Genomic DNA, 19,126 nt, shown 5'->3' on the forward strand with positions numbered 1-19,126 from the left:
CAAGGAAGAGGTTCTTTGGCTAAAAATATTACTGGAAATATACATCAAAACATATAGCATAGATCCAGTAATTATTTGTTCGTAAGGATTAACTAGCTAATTCGTAGCATAATCATACAACATAAGTATATACAATAACACAGAAAAATATTATCATGAAGTAACTTCTCCTTAAAAATTGTAAAAACTATCGAATAATAGTAGTTAGTTCTTCACGGAAGGTATATAATGGCCTCAAATCCCAATTGCCGAAACAATTAAAACATGAGACCAAAAATCAAACAATTTCCATGAGAGTTGCAGCTCTCAATACAAAAACAAAAGTAATGAATTATTTAAAAACAGCATTTCTAATCTTTTTTTTATTACCTCTAATTATATCATCATGTTCAGAGGATTCTATTCCTGAAAATTCAGACATTGAAAACACATTAAAAAATATATGGGTTGAAAATGGGGTACTACATGTCAACAGTGAATCTACCTTAGATAGTTTGGTATTATCCAACTTAGAAAAAACAGAAGACCAACTAATTGAGTGGCAAAACTCTTTAGATTTTGAAAATTATCAATCATTTTATAATAATGTGTTTGATGAATATGAATTAATGGTTGAAGATGCAATAAGCAAAGAATCAGACGAACCTTATTTTGATTTTGTAGCAAAATATTCAGAATTTGTTGAGTTTCCATCTGAACCTATTCTAGGAGCACCAAATCGCTCAATGGAGCCATTAGTAAAAAGTAGTTTTAACACAGTCGTAAATAAACTGGGATATATATATGTCGGTGATGAACTAATAAATTACACTAATAAAGAAAACAGTCTAAAATCATCTACTAGCAGCTATTATTGTTACAAGAAAACAAGTAAAAGAAAAATGAAAGTTACTGCAGAATTTGGACCAAATGTTAACAAAACTACTATACATTGTGGTTGTAAAAAAAAGACATTATGGGCTTGGTGGAGCTATACTACCACATTCTGGGCTAGACCAAATTCATACGGTATATGGACAAAATGGAAAGCATATGATGGCGATGTATACTACCCTACATGGGTTGACGTAAGATACATGGAAATTTTTACTGATGGTGTAAAAAGTGAAAACAAGTGTATATTTCCTAATTAGTTAATCCATATTTCTACTGCAAAAAATGCAGTAGAAATTTCACATTTTTAATGCTTAATTTTCTTAAATATGTCAATAAATTACAAACTGATCTTTTTATTAATTCTTGTTCCTAATTTTATAAGTGCACAGCTTAAATCAGGAATCACCTTGGGATTAAACCAATCATACAGTAAAAATTCAGAACTATTTAATTATGAAGAAAAAACAGGATTCTGCATTGGTTACACACAAAGTTTTAAAATCTATCATAATTGGAATTTATCTTTAGGAACAAATTTCTCGAATCATCATTTAATGTTAAAACCAAATAAAACTCTAGAAAACATAAATCCTTCTTTTATGAGTAGCAAAAAATCTATTACATATATAAATATTCCTATTGCAGTAAATTACTTAATAAATAAGATATTTCTATTTACTGGATATCAATATTCACACAGTATAGCAAACAATACACTTCTAAGCAACTCTAACAATCACTCACTACTTAGTGGTATTGGTTATAATTCTAAACATATTGTTTTATCCTTTAACTTTTCAAAAACAATAAACCAGGAGCAAAATAATGTTGGTTACGTAGATTTTAATCCAGCATATAATCCAACATCAGAGTACATTGGCATCTATCCTAAAAAAGCTTCTAAACTTAATGTATTACAAATAACTGCAATCATTCCTTTAAAATTAAAATAATGTTAAGTGTTCTTTATAAATACTTTTTTTATATAACTATTATTGTTACCATAATATCATGCGAAAGAGAATTAAACATCGACTTTCCTCAAGAAAAAAAGCAAATAGTTTTAAATAGTATTTTAACATGCGACAGTACTATTAAAGTAAATCTGGAATGGACAGGAACTCCTTTGAATAAAAATTTCATTCCTATAACTGATGCTTCCATAAATATTTATATAAATGATGAATTACTTCTAGAAAATATTAGTAGTGACAATTATGGAAATTATACAAGCCAATATATTATAAAAGAAGGAGAAGAATATAGAATTGAAGCACTCTCCAACCAAACTTTATTGAAATCATCTGTAAGTATTCCAAATTGTCCATTATTTAACATAAAACAGAATAGTATTAATGATTACGAAAAAATATTTAATATTAACATTGACAGTATAAATGATAATGTTTCTGCACTATACTTTTACATATTTTCTGAAGTATCAGAAAATGGAATGACACATCAAATTCATGAAACAGCCCTATATTGTAACTCGGCTTTATCGGATCCATTCAATCGCTCTTTAGACGATTGGGGTCCCGAAGGTTTTCATTATGAATACGATTATTTCGTTCGCTTTGATGCTTCAAACATACGTAATCGAAAATCTAACTTTGATCTTGCAATTATACATAATGAGGGAAAAATAATAGTAACAGCTATAACTGCAGGAAGTGAATATGATATGTACTTTAAATCGTACTATACACAACAGAATTATGACATAGAAGTAAATCTTCCTTTTTCATATACACCGAAAACAGTACCTGGAAATATCGATGGAGGTTTAGGAATTTTTGCGGGTATTAACATTTCAACATTTGAATTTGAATGAAAACAATCCTAATATTTTTAACTGTAATCCCCCTAACGTATAGCACCTTACAATCACAAAATACAATAAAAATATCCGGTACTATCACCGATATATATACAGGTGAAGTTTTGCCTAATGCAACAATATATAATTATACATTTTCAAATGGTTGTACATCTAATAACCATGGCTACTATTATATGAATATAAATAGTACTATTGATTCAATCACTTTTGATATCTCATACATAGGTTATTTAACCGAACAAATTTCATTAAAAACATTCAAAGACACTTGTCTTAATATTAAACTTAAACCCGGATTAAGATTAAACGAATTTGAAATTACTGCTAAAAAAACAAATGGTATAAGTAATAAAATGGGATTACATAATTTACCTATTGCCGACATTCTTTATACTCCCGTACTACTTGGTGAAGCAAATCTAATAAGTTTGCTAAAAACACTCCCTGGGGTTAGCTCTGGTAAAGAAGGAGCATCTGAACTATATGTTAGAGGAGGAAATTACGATCAAAACCTAATTCTTCTTGATGAAGCTCCCATATATAATTTAAATCATGCTTTTGGTTTAATCTCTGTTTTTAATGCCAGTACTATAAAAAATGTAAACTTATACAAAGGTGGCATACCTTCTGTATTTGGAAGAAGATTATCTTCAGTATTAGATGTCACAACAAGAGATGGAAACAAAAAGAGATTTGCAGGAGGCATAGATTTCAGCACTCTTTCAGGTGCATTATATCTGGAAGGTCCCATCGTAAAAGAAAAAGTTTCATTTCTATTCTCTGCAAGACGATCATGGATTGACAAGCTAGCATCTCCTCTTATTAATTCTTCCGATCAAAAAATGAAGTTATATTTTTATGACATCAACGGCAAAATTAATTGGGTAATAAATAATAAAAACAAACTGTATTTAAGCTATTACAAAGGACAAGATGAGTTTGATGTACAATTAAAAGATCCATCATCTAAGTCAATTATGGAACAAGGTTGGGGTAACCATTTAGGATCATTACGCTGGAATACAATATTAAATTCGGGTGCCTTTATACAATTAACAGGTTATTTTACTAAATTCAGTGAGTTCAATAATAATTCAGGAAAATATTATAATTCATATTCTAAGGAAGAATCTTATTCTACACTTTTAGAAACAGGTATTAAAGGATCTGCTAACTGGCCACTAGGTCAAAAATCTAGTATAAAAACTGGATTTGATTTATTACATAATACTATAAATCCACCTATTAAAAAATCCATACAAGATTCCGTCATTTCGAATATTACATCACAACACGATGTAAATTTCAATTCATATGGAGTATACTCTGAATACTTTTATAATTCCCGCAAATTTTTTCTAAAAGTCGGCCTAAGAACTGACTTATTTTCTGGATCAGACAAAAACTATATATATGTACAACCCAGATTAAATGCTACATATCAACTTTCAAAGGCCTTGATGGCAAAATGTAGTTCAATGCGTAACGTTCAACCTTTTTATGTTATTAAGAAAAATAACAATGGATTCCCAGCATATGCATGGTTACCTTTAGTTAACAATCTTAACCCACAAGAATCCTGGCAAATTTCAATTGGTATTAACTGGGCAAAAAAATTCTGGATGTTAGATATAGAAAGCTACTATAAAACAATAAAAAATCAGTTTAGTAATTATCGATATCCATATGACATTTATTCTTCATATAATTGGGTAGATTTAATTGATAAGGGAAAGGGTCGTGCTTACGGAATTGAAATTTTGAATACTATTAAAAATAAAGGCTGGAATATACGAACCTCCTACACACTTGCCAAATCTGAATTCTCATCAACTGATATTGCATATGGCAAATGGATTCCCTCTGATTATGACATCAGGCATGATGCATCAATGATTATTACAAAAGATATAAAAAACCAAAAGAATAAAAGAAACTGGTTTGCTGCGAATTTTACTTTTCATTCAGGGATTCCTTTTAGCTTACCTACCCTCTCCTATTCTTCAAAAGCTAATATATTAAATAATGTAGATTATGATTTTAAATCATCAGATATAGATTACTATTCTTATCCAAACAACTATAGATTAAAAGCATATCACAGATTGGACTTAAGTTATAACATACAATTAAACAAAAAAAACGGAAGCAGAACTTGGTCAATAGGTATAATTAATACTTATAATAGAAAGAACCAATACATTATTTACAGAGCCAACAATAATAATTTTAAACAGCTTACACTTTTTCCAATAATGCCATTTATTTCATTCAAAAAACAATTTTAACATATTTTATATTTACATCTAAAACCACTTCTGTATTACTGCCTATTTTATCTATACAATCAATTAGCAATTAACCATTTAAATCATTAAACTCGAAACTTTATTACTATACTAGTTTACTCAAAAACACACTCTAATATAATACTAATGCACAACACCTTAACTGCAAATCCTGTAATTTACGAGCTAGAATATTAATCATTTGAAACAGATTAATTCATGAATAAATCCTATATATGCCTTAAATCATTAAATTTGGGCTTTTATTATATTGAATTATTTTATAACTGCGCATGGCAATTTCAAATATTATCAAAAAGCCCATTAAAGAAGAAATGTCTCAGTTTGAACCTTTTTTTAAGGAGCAACTAAAGTCAAAAATTCCTCTACTGGGTATTATTACCAATTACATTTTGCGTAGAAAAGGAAAGCAAATGCGTCCCATGTTGGTTTTTTTAAGTGCAAAACTTACAGGTAAATCATCTGAATCTACCTACGTTGCTGCTACATTAATAGAGTTATTACATACGGCCACTTTAATTCATGATGATGTGGTTGACGAAACTTACCAGCGCAGAGGAGTCTTTTCTGTAAATGCATTATGGAAATCGAAGATTGCAGTTTTAGTGGGTGATTATTTCTTATCAAGAGGACTTTCTTTAGCCTTGGAAAAAGATCAGATAGGCGTTTTAAAAGCCGTTTCAGAAGCTGTTACTTCTATGGCTGAAGGTGAATTATTGCAAATTGAAAAGAGTAGAAAACTTGATATTACAGAAGAGGTTTATTACGATATCATTACAAAAAAAACAGCTACTCTAATCGCTGCTTGTACAACAGCAGGGGCTCTTTCTGTTAATGCCGATCAGGATAAAATTGACCTGCTAAAACAGTTTGGAATTTACCTGGGTATTACTTTCCAGATTAAAGATGACCTTTTTGATTATGAAAAAACAGATTTAATAGGTAAACCAACAGGTAATGATATTCGTGAAAAGAAAATGACTTTACCATTGATCTACGTTTTAAATACTTGTGATAAAAAAGATAAAAAACACATTCTTGCAACCATCAGAAAGCATCATAAGAATGATAAAAAGGTAGCTGAAGTTCTGGATTTCGTTCGTAAAAGCGGAGGAATTGAATATACCTTTGATAAGATGATTCATTACCGTGACAAAGCACTTGAGGTATTAAACCAGTTTGAAGACTCAGAAGCCAAAGAAGCAATGATTGAATTGGTTCATTATACCACCGAAAGAAAAAAATAGATTAAGACATACCATTATTGAGGCCACTCCAATTAAACAATTTGTTTGTATTAGGTCTTTTACCTCAAATTAAAACACAAAAATCATGTCCGATAAAAAAACATTATTTTTACTAGACGCCTACGCTTTAATATACAGAGCCTATTACGCATTTATACGTGCTCCCCGAATCAATTCAAAAAAGCTAAATACCTCTGCCATATATGGCTTCACCAATTCGTTACTGGAAGTCCTTCAAAAGGAAAACCCTACTCACTTAGCTGTGGCGTTTGATCCTGCGGGACCAACTTTCAGACACGAGATGTATGAGCCTTATAAGGCCCAGCGTGAAGCCACACCTGAAGACATTAAATTAGCGGTTCCATATATCAAACAATTGTTGGATGCTTTAAACATCCCGGTTTTAGAAGTAATGGGATATGAAGCAGATGATGTTGTTGGTACAGTTGCATTAATGGCAGAAAAAGCTGGTTTTGAAGTTTACATGATGACTCCGGATAAAGATTATGCCCAATTGGTTTCTGATCATGTAAAAATGTATAAACCACGAAGCAAAGGTGGTGGTATGGACATTTTGGGAATACCTGAAGTTCAGGAAAAGTTTGGTATTGAAGAGCCTGATCAGGTTATTGATATACTTGCTCTGCAGGGTGATGCCGCTGATAATATTCCTGGTTGCCCTGGTATTGGCGAAAAAGGTGCTAAAGACATTATTAGTAAATACAAAAGCATTAAAGGTATTTACGAAAAGATTGATGAGTTTAAAGGTAAACGCAAGGAGAACCTGATAAACTTTAAAGAACAAATTGAACTATCGTATACACTTGCTACCATAAGCAGAAAGGTCCCAATAGAGTTTAATGAGGAAGATCTTAAGGTTTGCGAACCAGACAAGGATAAATTATTCCCACTGCTTGAAGAATTAGAGTTTAAAAGCATGATGCCTCGTTTCGGTGCTCCTGCTCCTACTCCAGCAGCTGCACCTGCAATGCAAGGTGATTTATTTGGTCAGCCGCAGGTTACTGAAACACCTGGAATTACCTCTACTTTCAAAACTATTAATGATGTGGATCACACCTATTATTTGGTTGATAACGAACAGGCTTATGCTTCGTTGGCAGCTGAACTTAGTGTGCAAAAGGAATATTGTTTTGATACTGAAACAACAGGACTGGATGCAATATCAGCTGAATTGGTAGGTATATCCTTTTCATGGAAAGAACATGAGTCGTACTATGTTCCAATTCCTGAAGGTAAAGACAAAGCACAAGAAATTATCAATCGTTTTAAACTGGTTTTAGAAGACAAGAAAATATTAAAAATTGGTCAGAACCTAAAATATGATATTCTGGTTTTAAAGAAATACGATATCAATGTTAAAGGACAGATCTTTGATACCATGGTTGCACATCACCTGGCTTTACCGGGTTTAAAAAGCAGCATGGACTTTATGGCAGAAACATACCTTGGTTACTCTCCGGTTAAAATTGAGGAGTTAATTGGTAAAAAGGGAAAAAATCAGCTATCATTCCGTCAAGTTGAAATTGAAAAAGCCAAAGAATACGCGGCTGAAGATGCAGATATTACTTTACAACTAAAGAAGTTTCTGGAACCTAAACTGAAAGAATCGGGATTAGAAGACCTTTTTTATCAAACAGAAATGCCTTTACTTTTGGTATTGGCAGAAATGGAAGCAACAGGAGTTAAGTTAGATGTAGATGAATTGAATGCATTTGCTATAAAGCTTAAGGAACGAATTGTAACACTTGAAAAAGATATTCTTGAAATAGCTGGTAAGGAATTTAATATTGCCAGTCCTAAACAAGTTGGTGAAATTTTATTTGAACACCTGAAAATTGATGCCAAGGCCAAGAAAACAAAATCGGGTCAATACAGCACTAATGAGGAAACACTTAATAAACTAAAAGGCAAACACGAAATAGTAGATAAGATTCTTGATTACAGAGGATTAAAAAAACTATTAAGCACCTATGTAGAAGCCCTGCCTGCGTTGGTTAATCCGCAAACCGGAAGAATTCATACTACCTATAACCAGGCTATGGTGGTTACCGGCCGATTAAGTAGTACAAATCCCAATCTGCAAAACATTCCAATTCGTGATGAAGATGGAAGGGAAATCAGAAAAGCTTTTATTACCAGCGATGCTGAGCATGTATTTTTATCTGCCGACTACTCTCAGGTTGAATTACGCCTAATGGCACACCTGAGTCAGGATGAACATTTATTACGTGCTTTTAATAATGGTGAAGACATTCATGCGGCCACGGCAGCTAAAATTTACAAAGTGCCATTGGAAGAAGTTTCTGCTGATATGAGAAGAAAAGCAAAAACAGCCAATTTCGGTATTATTTACGGCATTTCAGCCTTTGGTTTGGCAGAAAGGTTAAACATATCCAGAAGTGAAGCAAAAGAACTTATAGACGGCTATTTTGAGAACTTCCCACAGGTTAAAGAATATATGGATAAGAGCATAGAGATCGCTCGTGATAAGGGTTATGTTCAAACGGTTTTTGGCAGAAAAAGAAACTTACCTGATATTAATTCCAGAAATGGTGTAGTGAGAGGAATGGCCGAACGAAATGCCATCAATGCTCCAATACAGGGAACTGCCGCTGATATTATTAAAATGGCTATGGTCACTATTCAAAAAGAACTGGACGAACAACAGTTAAAATCAAAAATGATTCTTCAGGTACACGATGAATTGAACTTTGATGTGGATAAAAATGAACTGGATCAGATCAAAGAAATTGTAAAAAAAGGAATGGAAAATGCCTGCGAGCTTTCAGTGCCTTTATCGGTTGATATGGGTATCGGATCTAACTGGCATGAAGCACACTAATTTTACTTTGTCATAAAAATATTGAAGAGCCATTGTCTATTCACTTAGTAATGGCTCTTTTTCTTTAATCACCTTTCTACTTGCAACCTTTATAATCAGTGTTTTTGTTAACCACAGAGATCTTGGAGATACTTCACAGAGTAACACAGAGATTTGTCTGCCAAAAACCAATAAAAACCATAGCGTCTTATTTTTATTGACGATCAAGCTAAATTTGAATCATTAATTACCATGTTCCTTGTTACTTGTTCCTTACAACCTTTATTAATCAACTTTTTCCATATTCCTTCTCCCTGCAACCCTGTTCCTTGAACCCTTTATCCTTGTTTCCTCCTCCCCATTTCAAGCATTAACATCGCATTAACACGGTTTTCGTACAATTCTGTTAAACTTTACGGGGTGTATTTCACTTTTATAACAAAGAAAGTTTACAAAAAGACATTTTTGCCGAAGGATTAAAAATTCTTTGTCGTCTGATAAAATAGAAAGAACTAGAAACAATGAAGATAAAATTATCCATGATTTTAATGGGAGTGCTACTGGCACTTTCCAGTGTATATGCCAGCGATCCGGAAAATGCTGCAGAAGAAAAAGTTGTAAAGGGAAAAGTTTCCGATAAAAAGACTAAAAAGCCAGTAGAGTATGCTACTGTAGCGGTTTATAAAAAAGCAGATGACTCTGTTGTTACCGGTACTATCAGTGATGAAAACGGCGAGTTTAAGATTAAAGGTCTTGAACCGGGCGAGTTCTACATCGTAGTTTCTTTTTTAGGTTATGATGATAAAAGATTCGATGATATTATCGTAGATAAAAAACGAAGCGTGGTAGATCTTGGTGACATTATCATGGGGTCCAACTCTAAAAACCTGGATGAAGTTGAAGTAGTAGCTGAGCGACAATCTGTAGAGTTTAAAATAGACAAGAAGGTGGTGAGCGTAGGAAAACAAATGACTTCAGCTTCCCTATCTGCTGTTGAGGTTTTAGAAAATGTTCCATCAATTCGAGTGGATATTGAAGGTAATGTTTCTCTTAGAGGAAGTACTGGTTTTACAGTGCTTATCGATGGTAAACCAACCGTTTTAGATCCATCTGATGCCTTACGACAAACTCCTGCTTCCACCATTGAAAATATTGAAATTATCACCAATCCATCTGCAAAATATCAGCCTGATGGAACCGGGGGTATTATTAATATCATTACCAAAAAGAATCGCATGCAGGGCGTTCAGGGTTTAATCAACCTAAAGGCTGGTAAATTCGGCCAATATGGTGGTGATATATTATTAAACTGGCGCAGAAAAGATGTTAACTTTTATGTTGGAGGCGATTATAACGAACGTCCTTTCCCTGGCGAATCATACTCAGAGCGACATACTACATCAAATGGTATTACAACCATTCAGCAATCATATGGTGATAACGACAGAAGTTTTAATGGAGGTAGTTTTCGTGCCGGATTGGATTGGGACATCACTGAAAAGGACTACTTTTCAATTGGACTAAGAACAGGGAAATATGACATGGATGGCGAATCCAGCCAGGAATTTGTTACAAATACAATACCTGAGTCTTCTATCAGAATAGAAGATAATGAAAGTGAATCAGGCAGAGGTGGTAATTATTATTCCTTAACCGGTAATTACCAAAAAAAGTTTGAACAGGAAGGTCATGAATTATCTGCACAATTAAACTACCGTTATCGTGATGGTGACGAGTACAACAAAAACTGGTTATACGAAAATAACAGCACTAATGCCTCATCCGGAACATATACCACAGAGGATGGACCTTCTAAACGATGGGAACTTAAAGTTGATTATACAAAACCAGTAGGTGTTAAGGATCGTTTTGAAGCAGGTTTCCAGGGACGTTCCAGCAATAGTGACGACAACACTACCCTGTCACTTTTTGATACTGATATCAATGATTTTCAGCTCCAGCCTAACCGTAGTAATGCCATTAATTATATACGTAATATTTATGCGCTTTACACTATTTACAACGGAGAATACGCAAAACTAGGTTATCAGATAGGTTTAAGAGGTGAATACACCAAAAGAGACATCACCAATAAACAAGATAATCAAGAATTTACGATTGACAGATGGGACTACTTCCCTACTGTTCACTTATCCTATCAATTACCTGCTGACAATCAGATAATGGCCAGTTATTCACGTCGTATTGACCGACCTAGAGGATTCTACCTTGAGCCATTTATTACCTGGGAAGATATGTATAATGTGCGTATGGGTGATCCAAGTATAGATCCTGAATATATTGATGCCATGGAGTTGGGATTCTTAAAAAAATGGGATAATTCTCAATTATCATTAGAAGGATATTATCGTATCACCCATAATAAAGTTGAACGTATTCAGAGCGTATATCAAGAGGGTATCTTAATGACTTCATTTGCAAATGTAGGAACCGATTATTCTTTAGGTATCGATGCTACTTATAATGTACCATTATTTAAATGGTGGGAAGTAAACGTAATGGGTAACCTTTACAATTATAAAGTTGAAGGAACCATGAATGGCAGATCTTATGACAACACATCATTTAACTGGAGCTCACGCTTAAATAATACATTCAAAGTCATTAAAAAGATTCAGCTACAGTTAAACGGAGATTATAATAGCCCTACTGTAACTTCTCAAGGAGAAACCAAAGAATATTATTCACTAAACGGTGCCGTAAGGATGGATTTCCTCGATCGTAAGTTGTCGGCCGTTGTTCAGGTAAGAGATATTTTTGGAACAGCCAACAGAGTATCTATAACTGAAGATGATAATTTTTATAACTATCAAAAATGGGAAAGAAAGTCTCCATTTGTTTCATTTACACTAAGCTATCGTCTTAACAACTTCATGCAAAAACGCAGAAATGGCGGTGACGAAGGTGGCGGAATGGACGATGAAGGATTCTAGTAAATAATAATTTCAATAAGGGAAAAGGCCGTTACAATGCAGTTTGTAACGGCCTTTTTATGTCTGTTGAATAGAAAACCATTTCTCTTAAAAGAGCAACAAATATAAGTGCTGCACATAACTCTCCTCCTGTTTTAGGAGGAGTACCCGAGGAACGAGGGGGAGGTGGTTAATACAAGTATTATAAAATTTCCATCCGCTAGTGCGAGCAGCTCGTACTTTTTAAAAATGTCAATTAATTCCTAACCAAAGTACCTATCTTCTCTCCTTTAATTACTCTGATTAAGTTTCCAGGAGTATCCATATCAAATACAATAATTGGCAAATCGTTTTCCTTACACATCGTAGTGGCTGTTAAATCCATTACCTTTAAACCTCTGTTATAGATTTCATCGTAAGTAATTTCATCAAACTTAGTAGCAGTAGGATCTTTTTCCGGATCTGCAGTATAAACACCATCAACACGAGTACCTTTAAGCATTACATCTGCTTTAATTTCAATACCTCTTAATGATGAACCTGTATCTGTGGTAAAATATGGGTTTCCTGTTCCCGCAGAAAGTATTACAACCTCTCCATTTTCAAGACACTCAATAGCCTTAGGTTGAGAATAGAATTCACCTACAGGCTCCATTTTTATTGCTGTTAATACACGAGCTTTAACACCATTATTATTCAAAGATGACTTAAGCGCTAAACTATTGATTACTGTTGCTAACATTCCCATTTGGTCGCCCTGATAACGATCAAAACCTTTGGCAGCTCCACTTAAACCGCGAAATATATTTCCACCTCCTATTACTATGCCTACCTGAACACCCAACTCTACAATTTCTTTAATTTGCTGAGCATATTCTTCCAATCGTTCATTATCTATTCCATAACTTTGATCACCCATTAGTGATTCACCACTTAGCTTTAGTAAGACTCTTTTATACATGATGTTAATTTTAATCGAAAATATTTAATATCCACAAATCTAAGCAAAAAGCCACATTTCAAAAACTAATTGTTTTTAATTTACCCCATATTGCGTTAATCCCAATTGTTTTTTATTCATTGTTTGTATCTTTATCCTCCATTAATCATGCACTTTTCAAAGGCATACTTCATAAGATTAGATCGTTAGATTAAAGACAAAAGATAATAGACTTATTTGCAAAATAAATCTTCAATACGTTAGATATACATTGTTTTATATTTCAAATGTATCATTATTAATATCTTACAAAACTTAACGAACTCTATTATCACAAAATATTTTTGAAAAGATGTATATACTAAAATGTCAGACACCTTATAACAGACAGAACGAATTATAATGACAAACAACCATTACAAAAAACTATTTGAACCTTATGTAATCGGTAAGCTTCAATTAAAAAACCGTATCGTAAAAACAGCTGCACAAACCTATTTTTTTGACTCTGGTAAACAACGCGTTGGCAATATTGCAAAAGCCTTTTATGGCGCCGTTGCAAAAGGTGGTGCCGGTTTAGTAGTTGTTGAAACACCAGCCATGGAGTGGCCTTTATTGGATGATGGTGATCGCAGGTTACGTATTGACAGCGATGATAACATCAAGGATATTCAGGAACTTGCCAAAGTGCTGCATCAGGATGATTGCAAATGCTTTATGCAACTTTATCACAGAGGTCCTTGGGGAAAGGAATACAACTTTATCGCTCCACGACTTGCTGCATCATCTATAAAAGCTTACTCCAATTACGATGTGCACGAGGAACAACCTCCAAGAACCATGACCATTGAGGAGATTGAAGAAACAACAGAGCGATTTATCAGTGCAGCCTATCGATTAAAGGAAGGTGGTTTTGATGGTGTTGAAATCAATGCAGCAGCCGATCACCTGTTCCATACCTTCATATCCAGTTTCTGGAATAAAAGAGAAGATGGGTACGGGCCTCAAAATCTTGAAAATCGTATGAGATTTCTTGATAATGTGGTTACGGGTATAAAAAAACGTTGTGGTGATGATTTCCCGGTTCAGGTAATTATAAATGCCTATGAATATGGATTAGGTAATGAGGGAATTACGCTTGATGAAGGAATACAAATTGCACAGCATCTCGAAAATGTTGGAGTTGATATACTCCATGCACGAACTCATATAGTAGGTCACCACCAGGGTTCTTACAACCAGGAAGTATTATGGTATCCGGAATTGTGTTTTGATAAAAAGGACTTACCAAAGGAAATGGAATGGCGATATAATGGAGCTATGATCAATCTTCCTTCCGCAGCTGCTATTAAAAAAGCGACTAAAAATATTACAGTTCTTACCACCAGTGGAATGAATGCAGATACCGGAGAAAAAGCACTGCTCGAAGGTAAAGTGGATTTAGTTGGTATCAATAGGAAAATTTTTGCTGATCCGGCCTATCCAAATAAAATAAAACAAGGACGTAAAGAGGATATTCAGCCTTGTACCTTATGTGGAAACTGCAATAAATTGTATAATCAACCCCGACAATGCCGTATAAATGCCTCTTTTGGTACGGATAAGTACGAAATTGAAAAAGCTGCTGTAAAGAAAAAAGTAATAGTTGCCGGTGGTGGTCCTGCAGGTATGCAGGCTGCACGTGTAGCTGCCATAAAAGGTCATGATGTTAGCCTTTATGATAGTAGTTCTTTACTTGGAGGAAATCTGCCTCTTGCTGCAACTATTAAAGGTGTTGAATTAGAAAACGTTCCTGAAATTTATAAATTCTTTGAGGCTCAACTACAAAAGCTTAACGTAAACATTTACAAAGGTACTACCCTAAATGAAGCTGCCATTTTAAAGGAAAAACCAGATGCTGTGGTTATAGCTACCGGAGCTCAGCCATCATATCCAGACATTCCTGGTATGAATGGATCAAATGTGATCAAGTCTTCTGAGTTGTATGCTTTAGGAAAATTCTTCCTGCGATATTTTAGTCCGGCCACTCTGAATAAATCGCTGAATTTATTTATACCTCAGGGAAAGAAATTTTGGAAACCAATAGGTAAAAAGGTGGTGATTATTGGAGGTTCAATATATGGATGTCAATTGGCAGAATTCTTAGTTAAAAGAGGCCGGCAAGCAATCATTGTAGAAGAAGGAAATGAACTTGGTGCCCTACTCGCTCCCGAGAGAAAGAATCGTCTTTTCTTATGGTTTGATAAAAAAGGAGTTGAGAGGTATGCTGGTGTAACATTATTAGAAGTCAATAAAAAAGGACTTAAAGTAAAAACAAAAGACGGTAAGGAAAAACTATTAGAAGCGGATCATATTTTACCTATTGGTGTGACTCCAAACACCACACTTTTTAATAGCCTGAAAGATAAAGTTCCGGAGATTTACAATATTGGTGATAGCGAAGATCCTGCCATTATACCGGGAGCAACAGGTGAAGGCTGGAGAGTTGGAAATATGATTTAGCGCTTAACACGGATTAAAGTTAACATTCTAATAATAAGGGTAGTGATTTAACAACAATCATTACCCTATTCTTTACAAAACAACACCATGATTTAAAAGATCATTTAGTAACTTGTTCCACAAAACAATACAAGTTGAAATCCTATAGATTTGCCATAAACATTACAACAGTTCAGGAATCAATGTTTACATGCCTGGTAACAGATGGAATGGAGCACAATGAACTGGAATATTACTATGATAACAAATCGATTGTTTTTGCACATAAAAACAACTTGTCTGATGCTATCCTCAATAACACATTTCAATTTAATAAAGTCATCAGTTCTGCGCTTAAGGGAACATTAACAGTAGGACATACAATTCATTGCGTATTTATTGATGGTTTTCCATTTATTAAGGAAGCTGACTTTTCAGGAATTATAGAAGTGGACAGGAGACAAAATGATTTGATCATAACTCCCAAACAAACGGAATCAAAAGGGTTTCACAAACTATATACAGATGGATCTTTTCATAGTCCTTCAGGACATTCCGGCATTGGAGGTATTATTGAAGATACCAATGGAGTTCAGGAAGCTTTTAGTTATTCTTTTAAAGAAGGAAGTAGTATTTTAATGGAACTGTTGGCTGTAAAAAAAGGATTAGAGCAACTACGGGATATCATTAAAATACAGATTTTTACAGATAGTAGATATGTTATCAGAGGTTTGGTGCAATGGATTCACTTCTGGAAATTGAATGACTGGCAAACTGCTCATGGTAAAAAGGTAAAGTTTGCAAAACTATGGCAGGAAACTGATGAACTATGCAATGGAAAAATAATGCAATTTAAGTGGATCAAAGGTCATGTCGGCCATAAGGAACAAAGCCATTGTCATAATCTGGCAAAAGAATCGGCTCGAGGTACGAATAAATAATAACCTAACTGGATAATGTCTGGTAGGGACCAACTGCGGAACAGAGTCGTAACAGCTGCGGATATTACACACTATTCCTTCACTATTGGCTCACTATTCACTCACTGCAAAGTGAATATGAAGTGTAACATAAGTGTATTACATGTAAATATTACCAAAGTTTTATCCGCATATGCTACGGATCAGGTAGCCACCAGGTAGCCACCAGGTCTATACCTGTTACGAACAAAAAAGCGGATGATTATCATTTCTGATCACCATCCGCCTTATTTTATATTGTAAGATTTTACTTAGTCAAGTAACTCGGCAATCTTAGCTCTTAACTCCTCTCCTCTTAAGTTTTTAGCTATAATTTTACCTTCTTTATCCAATAAAATTGTATGAGGAATACTTGATACACCATATAGCTTGGCTACTTCATTTCCCCAACCTTTTAAATCTGATACATGATTCCATGCAAGTTGATCTTCTTCAATAGCTTTTAACCATGCATCTTTCTTTTGATCTAAAGAAATACCTAAAATATCAAATCCTTTGTCTTTATAATCAGCGTATAATTTAACCACATTAGGGTTTTCGCCACGACAAGGACCACACCAGCTAGCCCAAAAATCTACCAATAAATACTTTCCTTTAAATGACGATAAAGCCACAGGATTTCCTTCAGCATCATTTTGTGTAAATTCAGGAGCTTCTTTACCCACAGCAACAGTTTCAAGTAATGCCACACGCTCCATTAAAGCTTTATAATAAGAATTGGCAGTTAATGTTGAATCTAACTGAGCCAAACCTTCTTTCATCTCTTCAAGTGAGCCATGACGGTACATATTATAAACCACAAAAGCAGATACTGGCGAAGTAGGATTAGCTTTTACTAATTCAGCTTTAATATCATCTACTTTTTGAGCTTCAGCCATATATTCATCATAAATAGCATTAGCTTTTGCTGTATCACCAGCCTGATTTGCAGCAGCAAATTTTGGTCTTAATTCGCGACTTACTTCTGCAATACGTTGTTCTGAATCAGTGATTTTTTTGTATAAATCGTAAGCTGCACCTCCTGTAATTGAAGCCACATTTAAACTATCCACATTTCCACTGATTGTATAAGCTGAGTTATCAGCAAAAAAACTAACTGAATTTCTGGTTTTATCTTCTCCAATTACCATTAATAATGGAGATTCAAGAGTTGTGGAATAGTTAATAACACCATCTGTTATTACTAATGTATCTAATGCATTAAAATTTGTACCATCTAAAACATTAACTACTAATGTTTTTTCGCCATTACTATTCAACTTTCCAGTTAGCGTAAAGGTTGGTTTTTGCTCCTGACAAGAAGCCAGAATTAAAATAGCCACAAGGGCACTTAAAATAATCTTCTTCATTTGAGTGTTTTTGTTATTAGAGAAAATTCTCCTTTTGAGTATAATTATTGAATAAAGATAAATAATTCTTTGTTACGCATACATCAATCACCCCTAATATTAAAAAATCATCAACCAGATAAAATGTTAGGATATTTTAAGATGGGTTTGTGCAAAAAATATTACTCTTAGGCATTGCTCTGTTTTGCACATTTTGCAATTAAAATCAATAATATGTTGAGCTGTAGTAATTATTGCAAATTTTACTAAAAGCAAGGCTATATCTTGCAGTATTCAATTTATTTAATACCCCCTATCTGCGTGTGTTACAATAATTAAAACATATAGTTCATTGATACAACACAGCTTTTTTCATAAATTTAATATATAAAATACCGAAGCCATGAAAACTATATTTTGCACGATCATTTTTGTCTTTCTTTTTGGTTTTACATTTGGCCAGGAACAAGAAAAAGATTCTACGTTAACTCATATTGAAACAGTAGAAGGTAATGAGTTTTTTGGGAAAATTATTGAAGAAGATGATTTATCCATTAAGTTGATGAGCAACAATTACGGAGAAGTAACCATTCAGAAAAAGGATATCAAAATAAGAGAAACGATAGTTGCAGAACGCATAAAAGAGGGAAAATACTGGTTTCCAAATCCTCAATCATCACGCTATTTTTGGGCACCCAACGGATACGGTTTAAAGAAAGGGGAAGGTTATTATCAGAATATCTATGTATTTTGGAATCACTTTTCTGCAGGCATTACGGATCATTTTTCTTTAGGTGTTACGGTAATACCTATGTTTATGTTCGATGGAGCTCCAACTCCTGTTATGGTTGCTCCTAAAGTATCTATTCCTGTTAAAAAGGATCAGTTTAATATTGGGGTTGGTGCATTGTTGGGGACCGTATTATTTGAAGAATCCAATAAATATGGCTTATTATACGGAACATCAACCATAGGATCCCGGGATAACAATATTTCTGTTGGTATTTCCTATGGATTTTCAGGAAACAGTTGGTCCAAATCACCCATTTATAACTTTAGCGCTATGACTCGGGTAACGAATCGCGGATACTTTATATCTGAAAACTATATATTTCCACATGGAGATGTATTAATGTCGTTTGGTGGCAGAACCGTCTGGAATCGCATATCCATGGATTACATGTTTCTTGTTCCTGTTAGTTCAGGTTCTGATGGAACATTTATTTTTCCAATATTAGGCATTGTAATTCCATTTGGGAAATAGTGTTACAAATGGATTGAATGCTTATCATGTTAGCAGTTGAGTTATAAAACCACCTCCCCCTCGTTCCTCGGGGACTCCTCCTT

The 19,126-nt window shown here is 34.0% G+C and carries 12 protein-coding genes; 10 read left to right on the forward strand and 2 right to left on the reverse strand.

The features are described from left to right. Positions 1 to 290: 290 nt before the first annotated feature. The 7 genes from OM075_RS20180 (at position 291) to OM075_RS20210 (ending at position 12,071) form a co-directional block, all read left to right on the forward strand. Positions 291 to 1,133 (forward strand): hypothetical protein, encoded by an 843-nt coding sequence (locus OM075_RS20180; RefSeq protein WP_301192360.1) that lies wholly within the window; start codon positions 291 to 293, stop codon positions 1,131 to 1,133. A 69-nt stretch (positions 1,134 to 1,202) separates the two neighbouring features. After that, on the forward strand, positions 1,203 to 1,829 hold the full coding sequence (locus OM075_RS20185) for an outer membrane beta-barrel protein (protein ID WP_301192361.1): 627 nt from the start codon (positions 1,203 to 1,205) through the stop codon (positions 1,827 to 1,829). Beyond that, entirely contained in the window at positions 1,829 to 2,710 is an 882-nt protein-coding gene (locus OM075_RS20190) for a DUF4249 domain-containing protein (RefSeq protein WP_301192362.1), read from the forward strand. The genes OM075_RS20185 and OM075_RS20190 overlap by 1 nt, the downstream gene beginning before the upstream one ends. Continuing rightward, entirely contained in the window at positions 2,707 to 5,007 is a 2,301-nt protein-coding gene (locus OM075_RS20195) for a TonB-dependent receptor (RefSeq protein WP_301192363.1), read from the forward strand. The genes OM075_RS20190 and OM075_RS20195 overlap by 4 nt, the downstream gene beginning before the upstream one ends. 293 nt (positions 5,008 to 5,300) lie before the next feature. Beyond that, positions 5,301 to 6,275, forward strand: coding sequence for a polyprenyl synthetase family protein (locus OM075_RS20200; protein WP_301192364.1), 975 nt, complete (start codon positions 5,301 to 5,303; stop codon positions 6,273 to 6,275). A gap of 85 nt (positions 6,276 to 6,360) precedes the next feature. Then, positions 6,361 to 9,138, forward strand: coding sequence for a DNA polymerase I (gene polA, locus OM075_RS20205; RefSeq protein ID WP_301192365.1), 2,778 nt, complete (start codon positions 6,361 to 6,363; stop codon positions 9,136 to 9,138). A 500-nt stretch (positions 9,139 to 9,638) separates the two neighbouring features. After that, a complete protein-coding gene (locus OM075_RS20210) occupies positions 9,639 to 12,071 on the forward strand; it encodes a TonB-dependent receptor (RefSeq protein ID WP_301192366.1) in 2,433 nt (810 codons plus the stop codon). A 235-nt stretch (positions 12,072 to 12,306) separates the two neighbouring features. Here the strand turns inward: OM075_RS20210 and pyrH are convergent, their stop codons facing one another. Further along, a complete protein-coding gene (gene pyrH / locus OM075_RS20215) occupies positions 12,307 to 13,011 on the reverse strand; it encodes a UMP kinase (RefSeq protein ID WP_301192367.1) in 705 nt (234 codons plus the stop codon). Between the two features lie 381 nt (positions 13,012 to 13,392). Between pyrH and OM075_RS20220 the strand changes: the two genes are divergently transcribed. Both OM075_RS20220 and OM075_RS20225 read left to right on the forward strand, forming a co-directional pair. Then, positions 13,393 to 15,492: an oxidoreductase gene (locus OM075_RS20220; RefSeq protein ID WP_301192368.1), complete on the forward strand. Its 2,100-nt coding sequence runs from the start codon at positions 13,393 to 13,395 to the stop codon at positions 15,490 to 15,492. Positions 15,493 to 15,626: 134 nt separating this feature from the next. Further along, complete coding sequence (locus OM075_RS20225; RefSeq protein WP_301192369.1) at positions 15,627 to 16,412, forward strand: ribonuclease H family protein; 786 nt, start codon at positions 15,627 to 15,629, stop codon at positions 16,410 to 16,412. A 290-nt stretch (positions 16,413 to 16,702) separates the two neighbouring features. Here the strand turns inward: OM075_RS20225 and OM075_RS20230 are convergent, their stop codons facing one another. Then, positions 16,703 to 17,800 carry a TlpA disulfide reductase family protein gene (locus tag OM075_RS20230; RefSeq protein WP_301192370.1) on the reverse strand — a complete coding sequence of 366 codons (1,098 nt, stop codon included), beginning with the start codon at positions 17,798 to 17,800 and terminating at the stop codon, positions 16,703 to 16,705. Positions 17,801 to 18,182: 382 nt separating this feature from the next. Between OM075_RS20230 and OM075_RS20235 the strand changes: the two genes are divergently transcribed. Then, positions 18,183 to 19,043: a hypothetical protein gene (locus OM075_RS20235; RefSeq protein WP_301192371.1), complete on the forward strand. Its 861-nt coding sequence runs from the start codon at positions 18,183 to 18,185 to the stop codon at positions 19,041 to 19,043. The last annotated feature ends 83 nt before the right edge of the window (positions 19,044 to 19,126 follow it).

This window comes from Plebeiibacterium sediminum (assembly GCF_026013605.1).
Taxonomy (GTDB): domain Bacteria; phylum Bacteroidota; class Bacteroidia; order Bacteroidales; family Marinilabiliaceae; genus Saccharicrinis; species Saccharicrinis sediminus.